The sequence below is a fragment of the Streptomyces sp. NPDC005775 genome, from assembly GCF_042871565.1.
Classification (GTDB): Bacteria; Actinomycetota; Actinomycetes; order Streptomycetales; family Streptomycetaceae; genus Streptomyces.
Genome location: NZ_JBIAIU010000023.1, coordinates 14,395 through 33,515, shown reverse-complemented (window position 1 = coordinate 33,515; position 19,121 = coordinate 14,395). Strand labels below are relative to the sequence as shown.

Sequence of the window (19,121 nt, the reverse complement as noted above, 5' to 3'; positions counted from 1 at the left end):
GGACCTCCGGTCTCAGCGCAGCCGGAGGCTCTCCGGCGGGCCCAGGTAGCTGGGCTTGAGGCCGCCGGTGTCGACCACCAGGTTCTGCAGCACCACCGTCGGGTCGACCATCCAGAATTTGAGCACATGCACTCCGGCCGCGGTGACCTGGTGGACCGTACTGGTGATGTTGACGTTGTCGGAGGTGTGCCGGGCCCACTGCGCGTTCATGGTGCCGTCGTCGGCTCCCGTCACCTTCGTGACGTTCACCGGTTGCGGTGGCGCGTCGTCGAGGGAGACCGCGTACGTCAGCCCGTCGGTCGGCAGCGGGTTGTTGCGGGGCGAGAGATACGCGTGGACGGTGACCGGGCCGGTGGTGAACAGGCTGACGCGGTACTCCAGCCGCGGGCTGCCCCCACCGGGGGCCTGCCGGGGCGCGGTGACCGGGAAGGGCTCCATCCCCGCACCGGTCCGGCCGATGTCCGGGATGCGCTGCCAGCTGATGCCGCCGCCGGCGACGGCCCGGCTGTAGTGGTCGGCCTCGATGGAGACGTACCCGTTGGCCTCCACGAAGCCGTCGAGGCGCGAGCGGGACAGCGCGGGGCGGTCGACGACCGCCTTGACGACCACTGCCTGCCCGAGCGGCCCGGTGACGGTGACCGGTACCTCCGTGAGCCCCTTCGGAGCCCTGTCCCAGTCCACGCGCAGGGTGATCCGGTCCTGCTGTTCGACCCGCCCCCGCACACGGTCGGCGGTCAGCCAGGAGGCACCGGTGCGCACACGGTAGTCGAACGGGGCACGGCCCCGGTTGAACACCTCGATGTACTGGGCGGGCTGGCTCTGGTACGGGCTGAAGACCGGGAGCACGGCCGGGCTCCGCTCGTGCGGCCACCATGCCGCCGAACCGTCGACGGCCACACCCATCTCGGCGCCCGCCGGCAGGTCGATGCGCTTGACCGCGGGGAAGAGGACGTCCTTGAGCGCGACGTTGTCGATCTCGGGCTGCTGCCAGGGTGCGTTCGGTCCGTAACGGGCCACGTCGCCGTAGTCGATGTGCGGCTGGGTCTGGAAGCCCTGCCACTTGCCGCCCGCCACCTGGGTGTTGAAGCGCTCGGCCAGGGCCAGGTCGTCGGCGAGCCGGGCCTCGGCGGCGGCCGCCAGGTCGTTGGTGCGGGCCCGGCCCTGGGCCGCGTAGTGCAGGTTGGTGAACTCCGCCTCGCGCAGTGCGTACAGATTGGCGGTGGCCATGACCTCGTAGCCGACCAGTTCGTACCAGGCGTCCTGGGCGGAGGCGGGCAGCCGGCGCCCCACCCGCTCGGCTTCGGCGCCGAGCCGCTGCCACTCCTGCGTGACGCGCTCCAGTTCGCGGTAGTCGACGATGCTGAACGGGGTCGCCTCGTCGTCGTTCACGATCGCCGAGCTGTCCTTGGCGGGGTTCTTGGCGGGGTCGAGGGTGATCTTCCGGTTGAGCAGTTCGGGCTTGCGCCGCGACTGGAGCCGGGCGTACGCGCGCAGGACGGAGGCCACGTCGGCGGCCTGCTTCTCGCCGAAGTTCTGCCGGGCGTACCGCTCCTCCCACTCGGGCAGCCGGTCCAGGGTCCAGCGCTCGGGGTTCCAGGCGTACTCCAGGAAGAACTGGGTGGGCAGTTCGTTGCCCTTGAGGTCGCCGGCATTGGTGACCCACAGGCCGTGGTTGCCGTAGGCGACCGACTGGTGGAGCTGGTCCCACATGTTGGGCAGGGAGGCGGTGTCCACCCACTTGTAGTTGCGGCCGGCCCCGACGTAGTCGAAGTGGTAGTACAGCCCGTACCCGCCCTCGCGGGCGTCGTCGCGGAGGTCGGGCAGCTTGCGGATGTTGGCCCAGTTGTCGTCGGTGAGGACGACCGTGACGTCGTCGGGGACCCGCAGTCCGCGGTCCCAGTAGTGCTGGACCTCCTTGTAGAGCGTCCACACCTGCGGAATGGTGGTGACGTCCCTGCCGGAGACCTCGGCCAGGATCTCGCGCTGGGTGGCGATGATCTCGGTCATCAGCTCGATGCCGTCGCCGTCGGGCAGGCTGACGTCGCCGTTCCCGCGCATGCCGAGGGTGACGACACCCTCGAAGTCCTCGTCCTCCATCCGGCGGATGCCGTCGGCCCAGTAGGCCTTGATCGCCTCCGCGTTGCGGCGGAAGGACCACTCGCCGGTGCCGCCGTAGGGGTCGTGGCCGGGGGTGGTGACGGTGCCGGCACTGTCACGTACCGCCGCGACCGCGTGGCGGTTCCACTCCTCGATGCCGCGCATCATCGGCGCCTCGTGCGAGGTGCCCATGACGACGCCGTACGCCTTGGCGGTGGCGTGGTTGAGCGGGTCGTCCTCGGCGAACGCGCGCCCCCAGACGGCCGGCCAGAGGTAGTTGGCCTTCAGTCGCAGCATCACCTCGAAGATCCTGGCGTAGAAGTCGGCGTTGAATCCGTTCTCGAAGCCGGGGGCCTTGCCCGGGCCGAAGAAGGCCGGGGCCCAGGTGCCGAGTGCCGGGTTCTCGTCGTTGATGAAGAAGCCGCGGTACTTGACGGCCGGGGTGCCCTGGGTGTGCCTGCCGGGCAGTACGTGGATCTCGTTCCGCTGTACGGGGGCGACGTCGTCCCACCAGTACCAGGGTGAGACACCGATCCCGCGCGAGACGTCGTACGTGCCGAAGATCGTGCCGCGCTGGTCGCTGCCCGCGATCACGAACGCCCGGTCGACGCCGGGCAGGGGCTTGTCGACGACGGTCTGGAGGCTGGTCTCCCACGTGCCCCGGATCGTGGAGACGTCGAGCTTGCCGCGGGCGATCAGTCCGTCGATCAGGGAGCTGCGGCCCACCGTGCCGATGATCGTGATCTCACGGCCCTGGGGCCGGGGGCCGTGCGAGAGGGTGGGACGGACGCCGGTGACGCGTTCGATGTCGCTCTGCAGGTCACCGGCCACCCGGACGACGCCGGCCCAGTCCTGGTCGCTGACCAGGATCGGGGCCGCCCGCCCGTTCCTGACCAGGGGGAAGCTGTTGCGCCGGGACGTGAACGAGATGTACGCGCCGGGGTCCGTCGGCCGCACCGATGGGCCGTGACCGCTCGCGGACGCCTCGGCGGACAGACCGAGGAGGGAGCCGAGGGGGGTCGCGGTGAGCGCGGTGAGGCCCAGCCCCAGCCCCAGCACCGCTCTGCGGCCGGCGTGCTGTGGAACGTTGTCGTCGTCCATACTGCTCTCCTATTTGTTCATACCCATGACAAATCGGGTGGATGGCTGCCCGGAACAGACGTCGGACAGGGCGGTGCCGGGTCAGCCGGCGGAGCCGGGCACCACGGGCTGCGGCTGCGCGGCCGTGGCCGGCCCGTCGTCGCCGTCCGGACCCGAGACCGCGGCGACGATCGCGTCGGCCGTCGCGTCGGGCTCGGGGGCGAGCAGCCCCACGACGACGTACACCACCAGCGAGGTCACCAGCGGAGTGACGATGACGAGGGTCTGGTCGGTGCTGTCGAGCACGAACTTCACCAGGACGTAGCCGAGGAGTCCGAGCCCCCAGGAGGACAGCGCGGCCCTCGGACCGCAGCGGCGGAAGAGGGGCAGCAGACCGAGCAGCATCGGGATGGAGATCGGCCCCATCACGGCGGCGACCAGGCCGACGATGATGCCGAGCACCCCGCCGAAGTGATCGGCCTCGATGGCGACGACCATGCTGACGCTGATGAACACGACCGTGCAGACCCGGGCGATGAGCAGCCCGGTCGCCGGGGGCAGGTTCCTGGCGCCGCGGACGAGGGCCGGAATGATGTCGCGGGTCACCACGGCCGAGACCGCGTTGGCGTCGGAGGATGCCATGGCCATCGTGTGGGAGAACATCCCCGCGAGGGTCAGCCCCACCAGGCCCGCCGGCAGATACGACTCCGCCATCAGCGCGTAGACCTTCTGCGGGTCGGAGATGTCCGGCAGCAGCACGGCCGCGGCGAGCGGCGGGAACAGCAGGACCGCGGGCCACACCACGTACAGCACGGCGGAGAGTCCGGCCGACCGGCGGGCGGCCTTCGGGGTGTCGGTGGCCATGTAGCGCTGGGCCAGGTTCCACATGCCGCCGTTGTACTCGAAGAGCTTCACGACGACGTACGCGCCGAGGAAGGTGGCGGTGTACGGACCCACCAGCGGGTGGCCGTGCCCCTCCGGCAGCCGGTGCCAGATCGTGCCGAGGCCCGATACGCCGTCGCCGAGTCTGTCGAGGACGACCCAGACCATGGCCAGGGCCGCGAAGCCCTGGATGACGAACTGGCCGAAGTCGGTGAGCGCGTCGGCCCACAGCCCGCCGACGGTGCAGTACAGCAGGGTGACCACGCCGGTGATCAGGATGCCGGCCGTCATCGACATACCGGTGAACACGTTGAGCAGGATCGCCACCGACGCCCACTTGGCGGCGACGTCGAAGACCTTGAGCAGGGCGCCGCTCCATGCGAGAGCCTGCTGGGTGGGGACGTTGTACCGCTTGGCGAGGTACTCCAGCGGCGAGGCGACGGCGTACCGCTGCCGCAGCCGGTTCCAGCGCGGGGCGAACAGCCAGGCACCGACGCCGGTGCCCAGCGCGAGCGGCAGGAACGCCCAGACGTAGACGGTGATTCCGTAGCTGTAGGCGATGGCCGCGTAGGCGACGAACACGGCGGCGCTGTAGCCGGACATGTGGTGGGAGATGCCGGACAGCCACCAGGGCATCCGGCCGCCCCCGGTGAAGTAGTCGCTGACGTCACCGACGCGCTTGTGCGACCAGAGGCCGATGAGCAGCATCACCAGGAAGTAGCCGCCCAGGGCGGCCCAGTCGAGAGGGGCCATGAGAGATCCTCGATGTCCTGTGGAGGGGTGGGGAGCAGGGGCCGCGGAGCCGGTGGCGGGCTCCGCGGCCGGTCACCAGCGCGGTGACTTCTTCTCGTAGCCCGGGTCGATCCGCCGCATGTAGCCGGTGTCGTCCCGGTTGCGCAGACCGCAGTCGAGGTACTGCTCGTGCAGCCGGGCCAGTGCGTCCCGGTCGAGCTCCACACCCAGCCCCGGCCCCTCGGGGACCCGCACGGACCCGTCGGCGAACTCGAGCACGCCGGGTTCGACGACCTCCTCCGTCTTCCATGGCCAGTGGGTGTCACAGGCGTAGGTGAGATGGGGTGTGGCCGCTGCCAGGTGGGTCATCGCGGCCAGGCTGATCCCGAGATGGGAGTTGGAGTGCATGGACAGCCCCATGCCGAAGGTGTCGCAGATCCCGGAGAGCAGTTTCGAGCGGTGCAGGCCGCCCCAGTAGTGGTGGTCGGAGAGCACCACCTGCACGGCGCCCTGCTCCACGGCGGGCGCCAGGTGGTCGAAGGCGACGACGCACATGTTGGTGGCGAGCGGGACCGGGGTCTGCCGCGCCACCTCCGCCATGCCTCCGAGTCCGGGGGTGGGGTCCTCCAGGTATTCGAGGACGCCCTCCAGCCGGCGGGCCACGGCGACCGAAGTGGGCACGCTCCAGGCCGCGTTGGGGTCGAGCCGGAGCGGGACTCCGGGGAAGGCCTCGCGCAGGGCGAGGACCGCCTCGATCTCCTCCTCGGGCGGCCGGACGCCTCCCTTGAGCTTGATCGCGGTGAACCCGTACTCGGTGATCATGCGCCGTGCCTGGGCGACGACGGCGTCCGGATCCAGCGCCGCGCCCCAGTCGTCGGGGGCGGCGCCCGGGTGCCCCGCCCACTTGTAGAAGAGGTAGGCGCTGAACGGGACGGAGTCGCGCACCGCACCGCCCAGCAGATCACTGACCGGGCGGCCGGCGGCCTTGCCCTGGAGGTCCAGACAGGCGACCTCGAACGGGGAGAAGACCCGGTCGACGGCGCTGCTACTGGTGATCATTCCGGTCAGTCCCGAACCGCCGGTGCCGTCGTCCCCGGCGAGGGCCCCGGCCACCTTGCGGTGCATGGCGCCGAGTGCGTACACGTCCATCCCGGTGAGGGCGTCCGCGGCCGCCCGCAGGCGGCGCAGATGGCCCTCGTCGGCATAGGTCTCGCCGAGCCCGACGAGCCCCTCTCCGGTGTCGACCTCGACGATCGCCCGCAGGGCGTACGGTTCGTGCACGCCCACGGCGTTCAGCAACGCCGGGTCCCGGAAGGCCACCGGGGTGATTCTCACTCCGGTGATCCGGAGTCCGTTCGTCATGCCGATGCCCTTCCGGTAGGCACTCAGTCCCGGCCCGCGGCGAGCTTCAGGTCCTGGGTCAGGGCCTTGTACGCGGGCTTCGCCGCGTAGTTCTCGTCGAAGAGGTTGGCCGCACCCTCGCCCTCGAAGGTGTCGGGCACCCAGGAGTACTTGTCGGTGAAGCCCCACACGGTGAAGTCGGTGCAGCGGCGGGTGAGCAGGCAGCCGCGCAGCAGCACGTCGTACCCCTCGGCCTGGGCCTCCTGCTTGGTGCTGTCGGACGGCATCGGGATGCGGACGTCGGCCTCGGTGATCGCGGTCTCCAACCCGAGGTCGTCGAACCGCTTCATGTTGTCGGCGATGTCGTGCGGGGCGTTGTACTGGACGGAGAGGTGGCCCTGGATGCCGACGCCGTCGATCGGTACGTGCTGCTCGAGCAGCTCCACGACCAGCTTGTGGAGGGCCGTGCTCTTGGCGTTGACGCCTTCGATGTTGTAGTCGTTGATGAACAGCTTGGCCTTGGGGTCGGCCTGGTGGGCCCAGCGGAAGGCGTCCGCGATGTAGCCGGGGCCGAGCTTCCGCAGCCAGATGCTGTCGCGCAGGGTGCCGTCGTCGTTGAAGGCCTCGTTGACGACGTCCCACTGCCAGATCCGGCCCTTGAAGTGGCCGGCCTCGTCGGTGATGTGCCTGCGCAGGATGGCGCGCAGCTCGTCGGCGCTGAAGTCGCCGCCGGTGAGCCAGGCGGGGAGCTGGTTGTGCCAGACCAGGGTGTGGCCGCGCACCAGCTGTCCGTTGGCCCGGGCGAAGTCGACCAGTTCGTCGGCAGCCGCCCAGTCGTACGTGCCCCGCTGCGGCTCGACGACCTCCCACTTCATGACGTTCTCGGGGGTGACGGAGGTGAACTCGCCCGCGGCCTTGGCCCGGTAGGGCGCGTCCGCGGCGAGTGCCGCCATGTCGACCGCGGTGCCGATGCGCAGGTCGGCCCGCTTGCCGAGGCTGCCCAGGGTGTCGGCGGCGGGAGGCTTCGGCTTCCCGTGGGAGCCGGAGTGCTCCGGGGCCGCCGATGCGCTGAGGGTGAAGGAGGAGACGAGCAGGGCCGCTGCGGCGGTGCCGATCATCGCAGCCTGGGTTGTCTTGCGCATGACATATCCCTTTCGGTGGACGCGCCTCCCGGGACCTGGGTGCCGGGATCGACGCGCGTTCGATGAAGATGCTTCGAAAGTTTCGTGAACCTCCCCGCAGCCGACGGGCGGACCGCTCGGTGGCGGGGAGGTTCACGAGAGGGATGGTGCGGCTGTGCGACGGCGCCGGTCAGCGCGCGGCCGGCTCCGGTACGGAGGCGGACTCGACCGAGGTGCCGCAGACGAGCCGTCGCGTGTGGTCGACCACGCGCTCGGGACCGGTGAGGCGCAGCCGCAGCGTCCGGCGGACATCGGACGCGTCGCTGGAGGCGGCGAGCCGCAGTTCGAGCTCACCGGGCTCGACGACACGACGGCCGCCGACGCCGGTGAACGACGCCAGGTCCGCGTGGAAGCGGAACCGGACCCGGGCCGCCGCACCGGCGGCGAGCGGAACCCTGGCGTAGCCGATCAGCCGCACCTGCGGCCGGGTGGTCTGGGCCACCGGGTCGTGGAGGTAGAGCTGCACCACTTCGGCCCCCTCGCGCTCCCCGGTGTTGCGGACCGTGACCTCGATGTCGGCGGAGCCGTCGGTGGGGATATCGGCCGGGGCGGGATCGCCCTGCCCCCAGTCGAAGGTCGTGTACGACAGACCGTGCCCGAAGGCGTACAGCGGTGTCGGGTCCAGGTTGCTGACCCCGCTCACCAGCCCGAGCGGCGGCTGCAGATACGTCCACGGCTGACCGCCCGGACCCTGCGGAACGCTCACCGGCAGCCGGCCGGAGGGGTTGACCCGCCCGGAGAGCACTCCGGCCAGCGCCGGTCCGCCCTCCTCGCCCGGGAAGAAGGCCTGGACGATCGCCGTCGTCCGGTCCGCCCAGCGTCCCAGCGCGTACGGGCGGCCCGTCAGCAGCACCAGGACCACCGGGGTCCCGGTGGCCAGCAGGGCGTCCAGGAGCTCGGCCTGCACACCGGGCAGCGCGAGGTCGGTGGCGTCACAGCCCTCGCCGGACGTGCCGCGGCCGAAGAGACCGGCCCGGTCACCGAGCACGGCGACACAGACGTCGGAGTCCCGGGCCAGCCGGACGGCCTCCGCGATCCCGGACGTGTCCGTGCCGTCCACCTCGCAGCCCGCGGCGAAGCCGACCCCGGAGCCGGGGAACTCCCCGCGCACCGACTCCAGCACCGTCGGCACGTCGATCCCCATGTCGAATTCGGGGTGCGAGACCCCGACGTGGCTGGGGAAGGAGTAGCAGCCGAGCATGGCCAGCGCGTCGTCCGCACGGGGCCCGACCACGGCGATCCGTCCGGCGTCCCGCAGCGGCAACGTGCCGCCGGGGTTGGCGAGCAGTACGCAGGCCTGCTCGGCGAGTTCCCGGGCCAGGGCCCGGTTCTCCGGCGGGTCGAGGTCGACGGTGTCGCGGGCCTCTTCAGGGTCGGCGTCCTTCAGCGCGGCGGGCAGCGGCGACCACTGCGGGTCGAGCAGTCCGAGTTCGCACTTCTGCAGCAGGACACGCCCCAGGGCCCGGTCGACGAGCGCCTCCTCCACCGCACCGTCCCGCACGGCGGTGACGAGGACGTCACCGTAGCTGCGGACGGTGGGCAGCTCCACGTCGACGCCGGCGGTCAGTGCGAGCCGGGCGGCGTCCGCACGGTCGGCGGCGACCTTGTGCAGGGTCTCCAGGAAGCCGATGCCGAAGTAGTCGGCGACGACGGTCCCGGTGAACCCCCAGGTGTCCCGGAGGAGTCCGGTGAGCAGGGCCGGGTCGGCTGCCGCGGGTACGCCGTCGATCTCGGCGTACGAGTGCATCACCGAACGCGCCCCGCCCTCCAGCAGCGCCATCTCGAAGGGCGGCAGGATCACGTCCGCCATCTCACGGGCCCCGGCCCGCACCGGCGAGAGGTTGCGGGCGCCGGCGGAGGCCGAGTATCCGGCGAAGTGCTTGAGGGTGGCGATGATCCCGGCGGACTCCAGTCCGCGGACGTAGGCGGTGCCGATGGTGGCCACCAGATAGGGGTCCTCGCCGATCGTTTCCTCGACCCGGCCCCAGCGCAGGTCGCGCGCCACGTCCAGGACGGGCGCCAGCCCCTGGTGGACCCCGACGGCACGCATGTCGGCGCCGATCCGGTGCGCCATCTCGGCGACCAGGTCCGGGTTCCAGGCCGCGCCCCACGACAGCGGGACGGGGTAGGCGGTGGCGCCCCAGGCGGTGAAGCCGGCCAGGCACTCCTCGTGGGCGAGGGCCGGGATGCCGAAGCGGCCGGCCTCGGCGATCCGGCTCTGGGCGCGGGCCAGGCCGAGGGCCCCGACGCCGGGGTCGACGGGCGCGGTGCCGAAGGGCCGGGTGAGCTGGCCGAGTCCGCGGGTGGTCAGGTCGTCCCAGTCCACCGGGTCGACCATGTCGTTCTGGTGCGGGGCGACCCCGTCGCCGTCGGCGTCGGCACCCACCCAGATTCCGTACAGCTGCGCGGCCTTCTCCTCCAGGGTCATCCGGGGGATCAGGTCGGCCACCCGCTCCTCCGGGGTGAGGGAGGGGTCGCGCCAGGGGCCGTCGGCGGCCGGGGCCGCTTCGGTGCTGCGGGCGTGCGGGACAGCGGGGATTGCCATGGGGGCAGGGGTTCCTCTCATGAGTGCGGTGGTGCGGGGCGGCGTGGGGGCCTGATCCGAAAGACAGGCCCCGGAGCGCTACTTGCCGCCCACCCCCATCAGTCCGTTGACCAGTGCCTTGCGTGCCACGAGGTACACGGCGAAGATCGGCACGACGGAGAGCACGATCGCGGCCAGCACGGCAGGGATGTTCATCCCGAACTGCGACATGAAGTTGAAGAGGCCGAGGGTCAGCACCCGGTTCTCCTCCGACTGGGTCAGGATCAGCGGGAACAGGAAGCCGTTCCACGCCTGGAGGGCCGTGTAGATGGCCACCGTGCTGATGCCGCCCTTGGACATCGGGATCGCCAGCTGCCACAGCATCCGCAGGGGCGACGCGCCGTCGAGCGCCATCGCCTCGTACATCTCCTCGGAGACGTCACGCATGGTGCCGCTGAGGATCAGCACCGCCACGGGCATGGCGAACGCCGCGGTCGGCAGGATGATCGCCGGCAGGCTGTCGTACAGGCCCATCTTGCTGATCAGCAGGTACAGCGGCACGATCACCGCCTGCGCGGGGATCGCGACGCCGAGCAGGAAGGTCCGGAAGGCGAGCGAGGAGAGCCGGCTGCGGGTCCGTACCGCGACATAGGCGACCGGCACCGCGAGCACCAGGACGATGGCCACGGTGGCCACGGCGACCAGCGCCGTGTTGGTGAGCATCGTGGAGAAGCCGCTGTCCAGAACGGTGCGGTAGTTCTCGAGCGTGGGGTGGGTCGGGAGGGCCAGCGGGTCGCCGTTGAGCGCCTCGTCCTGGCGCATGAGCGACGAGGAGATCAGCGTGTAGAGCGGGACGACCACGAGCAGCAGCCACACCAGGGAACCCAGGCCGGCCAGTGGGTTGCCCCACTTCCTGCGCCGCCGGGCGGCGGCCAGCCGGCTCCGGGTCACGGGCGACGCGGAGCGTGCCACGGGGCGGGTGTCGATTGACATCTCGTCACATACCTTCCCGGGTGGACCGCATGTTCCCGAAGCCGCTGAAGCGGACCAGGATCAGCGACAGGGCGGTGGCCACCACGACCAGGGCCGTCGCGATCGCCGCGGCGTAGCCGAGGTCGTAGGTCTGGAAACCGGTCCGGTACATGAGGTACGGAAGCACGGTGGTGTCCGTGCCGGGGCCGCCCCTGGTCATGATCAGTACGGTGTCGAAGTAGGTCAGCGAGCCGACGATCATCAGGACCGAGGAGGTCGTGATGGTGTGGCGCAGCTGCGGCAGCGTGATGTGGAAGAACTGGCGGAACATGCCCGCTCCGTCGATCTCCGCCGCCTGGTACAGGACCTGGGGGATCTGCCGGGTGCCGCCCTGGTAGATCAGCGTGTGGAAGGGCATGAACTGCCAGCCGCCGACGAACGCCACGGTGAGCAGGGCCCCGGTGGAGGAGCCCATGATGTTCGGGTCGATGCCGAACCAGGGACCGATCGTCCTGATCACGCCGAAGTTGGGGTCGAGCAGCGCGTGGAACAGCATCGCGATGGCCGTGGTGGAGAGCAGCAGCGGAATGAAGAAGATCGCCGAGAGTACGGCCCGGCTGCGCTGCCTGCCCGCCGCCCAGACGCCGAGGAGCAGCGCCACGGGGGTCTGGAACACCCAGCTGATCGAGGTGAGGAGCAGGCTGAGCCAGGCGGCCTGACGGAACTCCGGGTCCTTGAACAGCCGGGTCCAGTTGTCCATTCCCACGGGGGACGGGGAGTTCAGCCCGTCCCAGCGGCAGAAGGAGAGGTAGACGGCGATCGCCAGCGGGACGATCGCGAAGAGGGCGAAGAAGACGATGCCGGGCACGGCCCAGGCGACCGAGGGGCGGCCGACGTTGCCGGCGGCCGCCTTCCTTCCTCCGCGCACCTTTTTGTACGAAGAGACGTGGGACATTGTTACTTGACGGCCTTCATCGCGGCGACGAACTGCTCGGGCGTGGACTTGCCGGCGAACAGCTTGCTGATCTCGGTGAGCAGCGGGGTGGCGATACGGGACACCAGCGCCTGGTCCCACGAGAGGGTGAAGCTCGGTGCCTTCTGGACCATGTCGTACTGGTCGCTCGCGAACTGCGGGTTGGGCGATCCGCTCAGCATGGAGGCGGCGTTGGACGTGGTCGGTACGTCACCGTTGTCGACCAGGGCCTGGGCGTAGGACTTGGACGCCATGGTCTTGAGGAAGGCTATGGCGGCGTCCTTGTGCTTGGTGCGGGAGTTGATCGACCAGTAGTTGGTGGGGTTGCCCACCACGTCGGCCGGGTCGCCGACACCGCCGGCCACGGTCGGGAAGTTGGCCCAGCCGAGGTCCTTCTTGGCGAATTCCGGCGCCTTGCCGAGCTGCGTCGAGTACTCCCACGAGCCCATCAGGTGCATGGCCGCCTTGCCCTTGGCAAGCAGGGTGGGGGCGGCGCCGCTGCCGTAGTCGACGGAGTTGAAGTTCTTGCCGAAGGCACCGCCGTCGACCAGTTCCTTCACGGTCTGGGCGGACTTGAGGACCGCGGGGTCGCCCCAGGCCGAGGCGTCGCCGTTCTGGATCTTCTTGAAGACGTCGGGGCCGCCGATCCGGTCGAGCAGGTACTCCATCCACATCAGCTCGGGCCACTTCTCCTGGCCGCCGAGCGCGAAGGGGGTGATGCCCTTGTCCTTGAAGACGGTGATGGCGTGCTGGAGCTCCTCCCAGGTCTTGGGCGCCTCCAGCTTGTTCTCGGCGAAGAGCTTCTTGTTGTAGAAGAGCATCACGGGCTGCATGCCGCGCATCGGCACCCCGTAGATCTTCCCGTCGAGGCTGCCCGCCTCGACGATGGACGGGAGGAAGCCGTCCTTGAGGGTGGCGTCGCTCTTGACGGTCGAGGTCAGGTCGACCAGCTGGCCGGCGTCGAGGTACGGCTTGATGGAGCCGCCGCCCCAGTTGTAGAAGATGTCCGGGGCGCTGGGCGAGCCCATGGCGCTGCGCAGCTTGTTGACGTACTCGGTGCCCGGTACCGGAATCAGCTTGACCTTGACCTTCGAGGTCTTGTTGAACTCCTTGACCGCGGCCTCCTGGACCTTGACCGCGTCGTCGCCGTAGACGTACGCGGTGAGGGTGCCGCCGCCGTCACCGCCGCTGTCACCACCCGACCCGCAGCCCGCCAGCACGCCCGCCATGACCATGGCCGCACCGGCCGCGGTCCATCTCGCCGCACGCGTACTCTGAGTGAAAATTCCCGACCCCATGACCGCACCTCTGTCGAATGTTTCGGCCCTGCTTGCGAATGTTGCCGGAACCGTACGGTCGTGTTTCGGGCCAGTCAAGAGGTCCGGGCGGAGGAATTTTCGTCGGGGGCCCACCCCTCCCTCCTTGCGGCAGGCGGTTACGATTCCCTGTATGAGCCCCGCAAACGTCCAGTCACATCAGGAGAAGGCGCCCGCCGGCGAGTCGTCGGACGGCACCGCCACCCTGGCGGAAATCGCCCGAGCGGCCGGAGTCTCGGCTCCGACAGTTTCGAAAGTGCTGAACGGGCGGGCCGATGTCGCCCCCGGCACGCGCACGAAGGTCGAGGAGCTGCTCCTGCTCCACGGCTACCGGCGCAGACGCGGCTCCACAACCCAGTCGCAGCTCATCGATCTGGTCTTCCACGAGCTGGACAGCGCATGGGCCATGGAGGTCGTGCGCGGCGTGGAGAACGTCGCGCGCGAGGAGGGCCTGAGCCTGGTGCTCTCCGAGAGCGCGGGCCGCCTCACCCCCGGGCAGACCTGGGTGGACGGCGTGCTGGCCCGCAGGCCGGTCGGGGTGATCCTCGTTCTGTCCGACCTCACCGCCGCCCAGCGCGCCCAGCTGACCAGCCGCAACATTCCGTACGCGGTGGTCGACCCGGCCGGCGATCCCGGGGACGACATCCCCTCGGTCGGGACGACGAACTGGCAGGGCGGGCTCGCCGCCACCCGCCACCTGACCGGGCTCGGGCACCGGCGGATCGGCGTCATCAGCGGCCCGTCGCGCATGATGTGCAGCCGCGCCCGGGTGGACGGCTACCGTGCCGCCCTGGAGACCGCGGGCCTGCCGATCGACCCCCATCTGGTCCGCGAGGGCGAGTTCCAGCACGAGGCCGGCTATGCCGCGGGCCTGGAGCTGCTGCGCATGGCGGACCGGCCGACGGCCGTCTTCGCCGGGAACGACCTGCAGGCGCTCGGTGTGTACGAGGCCGCACGCGAACTGGGGCTGCGCATTCCCGAGGACCTCAGCGTGGTCGGCTTCGACGACCTCCCCCTCACCCGGTGGATCGGGCCGCCTCTGACCACGGTGCGCCAGCCGCTCATCGAGATGGCCGAGACCGCCGCCCGGCTGGTCCTCGACCTCGGCCGGGGCAGGCAGCCCGCCACCACCCGTGTCGACCTGGCCACCAACCTGGTGGTGCGCAGCAGTACGGCGGCGCCCGGCCGCTGATCAAGTCCGTTGCGACCGCGGGCGGGCGGTCGGTAGCGTCGCGCGGCATGAAGACTCCCGTCCTGCACACGCGGCGGCTGCTGCTGGAGCCGTACGTGCCCGCCGACGAGGAAGACTTCGTGGCGCTCTTCCAGGACGCCCGGGTGGGGCGCTGGATGGGCGACGGCGTGGACGCGGAGGCCGAGGACCGGGCACTTTTCGGGCGGATCTTCACGAAGGTCTACGCGCAGGACCTGTTCGGCGTGTGGGTGGTGCGGCAGGGCGGGCGTGCGGTCGGCCACGCGGAGATCAAGCCGTCCCGCACCCCCGGTGTGGACGGCCACGAGATCGTCTACGCCGTGACCCCCGCCGCCTGGGGGCAGGGGCTGGGCACCGAGATCGCCGAGGCGCTGGTCGCCCGCGGCTTCGGCGCCCTGGGCCTGACCGAGGTGCTGGCGACCGTGGACGCCGGCAATGAGGCGTCGCTCGCCCTGCTGGGCCGGATCGGCTTCCGCCACGTCCGTGACATCCCCGAGGCCGACGGGGGCACGACCCGCCTCCTGAGCCGCCGGAAGGCAGCCGGCCCGGGGCGCCGCTGACTCTCGTCCGGAACATGCTGGGCTCGCGGGGTTCGGAGCTGTCCTGCGCGCCGCTGTCAGTGGCGGGGTGCAGACTGACGCCTGTCCGGCACAACGGCGTTTCGGGAGGTTCGGTCATGACCGATGTTCTGCTCACCGTCGGCACCCGCAAGGGGCTCTTCATCGGCCGCAGGAGCGGCGGCGCATGGGAGTTCGACGGACCGCATTTCAATGCTCAGGCGATCTACTCGATCGCCATCGACAAGCGTGGGGACGCCCCCCGGCTGCTGGTGGGCGGTGACAGTGCGCACTGGGGCCCGTCCGTCTTCCACTCGGACGACCTGGGCGCGAGCTGGGTCGAGCCGAAGCAACCGGCCGTGAAGTTCCCGGAGTTCACCGGGACCTCGCTGGAGCGGGTCTGGCAGCTGCACCCGGCGGGCCCCGAGGCGCCCGACGTCGTGTACGCGGGCACCGAGCCGGCCGCGCTGTTCCGCTCGCGGGACAGAGGGGAGTCCTTCGAGCTGGTGCGCCCCCTCTGGGAGCATCCGACGCGCTCGAAGTGGGTACCGGGCGGGGGTGGCGAAGGGCTGCACACCGTGCTGACGGACGAGCGGGACCCGCGGTCGGTCACCGTAGCCGTCTCCACAGCCGGGGTGTTCAGGACCGCGGACGGCGGCGAGAGCTGGACCCCGGCCAACCGGGGGGTGTCGGCGGTCTTCCTGCCGGATCCGGACCCGGAGTTCGGCCAGTGCGTCCACAAGGTCAGCCGGGACGCCGCCGACCCCGACCGGCTCTATCTCCAGAACCACTGGGGCGTGTTCCGCAGCGACGACGCCGGGGACAACTGGACGGACATCGGCGCGGGCCTGCCCTCCGACTTCGGCTTCGCGGTCGCGGCGCACCCGCACCGCGCGGACACGGCGTACCTCTTCCCGATCAACGCCGACGCCGACCGGGTGCCGGCCGGGCACCGCTGCCGCGTCTTCAGGACCACCGACGCGGGCAACAGCTGGGAACCCCTGTCGGCGGGGCTGCCCGACGGCGCGCATTACGGCACGGTGCTGCGCGACGCGCTCTGCACCGACGACGCCGATCCGGCCGGGGTGTACTTCGGCAACCGCAACGGGGAGGTGTACGCGAGCGCGGACGACGGGGACAGCTGGCAGCAGCTCGCCTCGCACCTGCCGGACGTCCTGTGCGTGCGGGCTGCCACGATCGACGGCTGACCGGCGCTCGGCTACGGCAGGCGCCAGTCCACGGGCTGCGCCCCCTGGCGGGCCAGGAGTTCGTTGGCCTTGCTGAAGGGGCGCGACCCGAAGAAGCCCCGGTCCGCCGACATCGGGGAAGGATGGGCGGACTCGATCGCCGGGAAGTCCCCCAGCGACGGGCGAAGGTTGCGGGCGTCGCGCCCCCACAGGACGGAGACCAGCGGGGTGCCGCGCGCGACCAGCGCGCGGATGGCCTGCTCGGTGACCTCTTCCCAGCCCTTGCCACGATGGGCGGCGGGCTTGCGGGGTGCGGTTGTCAGCGCCCTGTTCAACAGCAGCACGCCCTGGCGCGTCCACGGGGTCAGGTCGCCGTTCGACGGTCGGGGCAGACCCAGGTCCGTGTGCAGTTCGCGATAGATGTTCTCCAGGCTGCCGGGAAGCTGACGCACCTCGGGTGCGACCGCGAAACTCAGCCCGATGGCCATGCCAGGTGTCGGGTAGGGGTCCTGACCGACGATCAGGACCCGCACCTCGTCGAAGGGCTGCTGGAACGCGCGCAGCACATTGGCTCCCGACGGCAGATACGTACGGCCTGCCGCGACCTCCGCCCGCAGGAAGTCCCCCATCTCGGCGATGCGTCCCGCTGCCGGGGCCAACGCCTGAGCCCATCCGGGCTCCACAACTTCGTTCAACGGTCGCGCTGTCACGGGCTCACCCTACCGGCGTAACGGCAGGTGTCCCGCCCTTCCCCCACCTGCGGTGACGGCGTGGAGCGGAGAGCCCCGCCGCCGACACCACCGGCTCGTCGCGAAGGGGCTGGGGATAGGCTGCCGCCGTCATTCCTCTCAGTCAGCCGTCATTCCTCCGCTCAGCCGCCATTCCTCTGTTCACGGGAGCCGCTCCATGGAGTCACACGGGCATGCGACCGAGGAGTACGTCCTCGGCGTCGACTCGGGCGGTTCCGGCCTGAGGGTGGCGCTGGGCACCGTGAGGGGGGACGCGCCCCTGGCCACGGCGGCGTGCGCCGAACCGGTGCGGACCGGCCCGTCAGGCATCGACGCCGCCCACCTCCTCGATCAGTTGCTCCCCGCGGTCCGGCAGTTGCTGGCGCGGCAGGGCGGCGGAGACCGCATCGCCACCGGCGCGATCGGGGCGGCGGGCATGGCCACACTCGGCGACCAGTTGCGTGCCGAACTGCCCGCGGCCCTGGCGGACGCGCTCGGGCTGCGGCAGCTGGCGCTCGCCGCCGACGCGGTGACCGCTTACGCCGGGGCGGTCGGGCAGCGGGCCGGCGCGGTCGTGGCCGCCGGCACCGGCCTGATCGCGCTCGGAACGGATCTCACGCAGTGGCGAAGGGCCGACGGCTGGGGGCACCTGCTGGGCGACAGCGGGGGCGGTGCCTGGATCGGGCGGGCCGGACTCGACGCGGCGATGCGCGCCCACGACGGGCGGCGCGGCGGCTCCCCGGCGCTGCTGGCCAGGCTGGAGGCGATGTTCGGCCCGGCGACGGAGCTGCCCGGCCGGCTCTATCCACGGACCGACCGGCCCGCGGTCCTCGCCTCCTTCGCCCCCGAGGTGGCCGCGTGCGCGGGTCACGACGCGGTCGCCGAGGCCATCCTCCGCGAAGCCGCCTGTCACATCGCCGAAGCGGCCGCCGCGGTGTGCCCCCCAGCCGGTGCGCATGACGCGGGGTGCGAAGTGGCGCTGACGGGCGGCTTGTTCCGGATGGGCGACCCGCTGCTCGTACCGCTGCGCGAGGAACTGGCGCGACAGCTGCCGCACGCACGGGCAGTCCCCGGTTCGGGTGATCCGCTGCTCGGTTCACTGCGCATCGCGCGGGCGCTCGCCACGGGAGGTCTGCTGCTGCCGCTCCACCCCACACTGCTGCGGGTCGCCGTGTCCCCACCCGAAACAGGCACCACCAGGGGTGCGACAGAGCAGGGCAGTCGGCCGGTAAGCCACTGATCGGATAAATGCGGACAGACAACGCTCGACCGGCCCCTCCCCGAGCAGCGGGGTACCCAAAACCAGTAGCATGCGGCGCCATGAGCACCCCCACTGGGCCCGCTTCCGGCCTGCCTGTACGAATGCCGCGACCTCGCCAGTCCGGACGGCACCGCCGCCCGGAGCCCGTGGTCGCACCTGAGGGCGCTGCCGCGCTCGTTCTCGCCGTTCCCGGTACCCCCTCTTCGGCCAGCCGCAGTCTGGCCGAAGAGGTGATCAGCATCGCCCGCTCCGAGCTGCCCGGCCTGAATGCCCTGATCGGCTATCTCGACGGCGACGACGCCGAGTACCCCGCCCTTGCCTCCGTTCTCGCACACGCCGCCGCCGAGCGCGTCGCGCGCTTCGAGCAGGCGAAGGCCGTCGGCCGTGAGGTCGCCGAGCCCGAGGGCCCGGCCGCCGTCGTCGTGCCGCTGCTCGCGGGGCCCGACAGCACGCTGGTGCAGCGGATACGCCTCGCGATCGATGACAGCCGGGCTCCGGCCGAGCTGACCGACGTCCTCGGCCCGCACCCGCTGCTCGCCGAGGCGCTGCACGTGCGCCTCTCCGAGGCCGGTCTCGCCCGCGCGGACCGCGCCAGGCTGTTCACCGTGGCCACGGCCGCCGACGGCATCGTGCTGGCCACCGTGGGCGGCGAGGAGGCCGTGCAGGCGGCGGGGATCACCGGCATGCTGCTGGCCGCACGGCTCGCGGTGCCGGTCATGGCCGCCGCGCTCGACGTCGAGGGCTCGGTCGCCTCGATCGCCGACCAGCTGAAGGGCTCCGGCTCGCTGCAGCTGGCCGTGGCGCCCTACCTGGTCGGCCCGGAGGTGGCCGACGGCCTGCTGGACGCCGCGGTGAAGGAGGCCGGCTGCGCGAGCGCCGAGCCGCTCGGCGCGTACCCGGCGATCGGCAAGCTGGTGCTCTCGACGTACATGGCCACGCTCGGCATCGCCCCGGCGGTGGTGCAGGGGGCCCAGGCCCACTGACCTGTACGGCAGGCCGGGTGCGTACGACCGTCACGGGAGCGGGACGGACGGCGCGCCCCGCCCGCCCGTGACACACGTACGCCCCGGGGCCCTCTCA

The 19,121-nt window shown here is 71.2% G+C and carries 14 protein-coding genes; 5 read left to right on the top strand and 9 right to left on the bottom strand.

What is annotated here, in order from left to right; translation table 11 throughout:
* Nucleotides 1-12: 12 nt before the first annotated feature.
* The 8 genes from ACFYPA_RS35345 to ACFYPA_RS35310 all read right to left on the bottom strand — a co-directional run bounded on the left by ACFYPA_RS35345 (nucleotide 13) and on the right by ACFYPA_RS35310 (nucleotide 13,017).
* Entirely contained in the window at nucleotides 13-3,198 is a 3,186-nt protein-coding gene (locus tag ACFYPA_RS35345) for a glycosyl hydrolase 115 family protein (protein WP_389136691.1), read from the bottom strand.
* A gap of 81 nt (nucleotides 3,199-3,279) precedes the next feature.
* Complete coding sequence (locus tag ACFYPA_RS35340; protein ID WP_359086270.1) at nucleotides 3,280-4,812, bottom strand: sodium:solute symporter family protein; 1,533 nt, start codon at nucleotides 4,810-4,812, stop codon at nucleotides 3,280-3,282.
* A 72-nt stretch (nucleotides 4,813-4,884) separates the two neighbouring features.
* Nucleotides 4,885-6,153, bottom strand: coding sequence for a glucarate dehydratase family protein (locus tag ACFYPA_RS35335; protein WP_359086271.1), 1,269 nt, complete (start codon nucleotides 6,151-6,153; stop codon nucleotides 4,885-4,887).
* A 23-nt stretch (nucleotides 6,154-6,176) separates the two neighbouring features.
* Nucleotides 6,177-7,274: an endo-1,4-beta-xylanase gene (locus ACFYPA_RS35330; RefSeq protein WP_389136688.1), complete on the bottom strand. Its 1,098-nt coding sequence runs from the start codon at nucleotides 7,272-7,274 to the stop codon at nucleotides 6,177-6,179.
* Between the two features lie 169 nt (nucleotides 7,275-7,443).
* Nucleotides 7,444-9,858, bottom strand: coding sequence for a glycoside hydrolase family 3 N-terminal domain-containing protein (locus ACFYPA_RS35325; RefSeq protein ID WP_389136685.1), 2,415 nt, complete (start codon nucleotides 9,856-9,858; stop codon nucleotides 7,444-7,446).
* Nucleotides 9,859-9,936: 78 nt separating this feature from the next.
* On the bottom strand, nucleotides 9,937-10,830 hold the full coding sequence (locus tag ACFYPA_RS35320; RefSeq protein WP_359086277.1) for a carbohydrate ABC transporter permease: 894 nt from the start codon (nucleotides 10,828-10,830) through the stop codon (nucleotides 9,937-9,939).
* Nucleotides 10,831-10,834: 4 nt separating this feature from the next.
* The gene (locus tag ACFYPA_RS35315) at nucleotides 10,835-11,764 is read right to left on the bottom strand and encodes a sugar ABC transporter permease (protein WP_359086279.1); all 930 of its coding nucleotides are present in this window, start codon (nucleotides 11,762-11,764) and stop codon (nucleotides 10,835-10,837) included.
* Nucleotides 11,765-11,766: 2 nt separating this feature from the next.
* On the bottom strand, nucleotides 11,767-13,017 hold the full coding sequence (locus ACFYPA_RS35310) for an extracellular solute-binding protein (protein WP_359086311.1): 1,251 nt from the start codon (nucleotides 13,015-13,017) through the stop codon (nucleotides 11,767-11,769).
* A 337-nt stretch (nucleotides 13,018-13,354) separates the two neighbouring features.
* Here ACFYPA_RS35310 and ACFYPA_RS35305 point away from each other — a divergent pair, with 337 nt between their 5' ends.
* From ACFYPA_RS35305 to ACFYPA_RS35295, 3 genes are all read left to right on the top strand, one after another.
* Nucleotides 13,355-14,290, top strand: coding sequence for a substrate-binding domain-containing protein (locus ACFYPA_RS35305; RefSeq protein ID WP_389136726.1), 936 nt, complete (start codon nucleotides 13,355-13,357; stop codon nucleotides 14,288-14,290).
* A gap of 47 nt (nucleotides 14,291-14,337) precedes the next feature.
* Nucleotides 14,338-14,868, top strand: a complete 531-nt coding sequence (locus tag ACFYPA_RS35300) for a GNAT family N-acetyltransferase (protein WP_359086283.1) — start codon at nucleotides 14,338-14,340, stop codon at nucleotides 14,866-14,868.
* Nucleotides 14,869-14,984: 116 nt separating this feature from the next.
* Nucleotides 14,985-16,073 (top strand): exo-alpha-sialidase, encoded by a 1,089-nt coding sequence (locus ACFYPA_RS35295; RefSeq protein WP_359320156.1) that lies wholly within the window; start codon nucleotides 14,985-14,987, stop codon nucleotides 16,071-16,073.
* 11 nt (nucleotides 16,074-16,084) lie between these two features.
* Here the strand turns inward: ACFYPA_RS35295 and ACFYPA_RS35290 are convergent, their stop codons facing one another.
* Nucleotides 16,085-16,762 (bottom strand): uracil-DNA glycosylase, encoded by a 678-nt coding sequence (locus ACFYPA_RS35290; protein ID WP_389136681.1) that lies wholly within the window; start codon nucleotides 16,760-16,762, stop codon nucleotides 16,085-16,087.
* Nucleotides 16,763-16,958: 196 nt separating this feature from the next.
* On the opposite strand from ACFYPA_RS35290, the gene ACFYPA_RS35285 reads away from it, so the two are divergent.
* The gene (locus tag ACFYPA_RS35285) at nucleotides 16,959-18,020 is read left to right on the top strand and encodes an N-acetylglucosamine kinase (protein ID WP_389136679.1); all 1,062 of its coding nucleotides are present in this window, start codon (nucleotides 16,959-16,961) and stop codon (nucleotides 18,018-18,020) included.
* Between the two features lie 80 nt (nucleotides 18,021-18,100).
* Nucleotides 18,101-19,024 (top strand): hypothetical protein, encoded by a 924-nt coding sequence (locus ACFYPA_RS35280; RefSeq protein WP_359086291.1) that lies wholly within the window; start codon nucleotides 18,101-18,103, stop codon nucleotides 19,022-19,024.
* The last annotated feature ends 97 nt before the right edge of the window (nucleotides 19,025-19,121 follow it).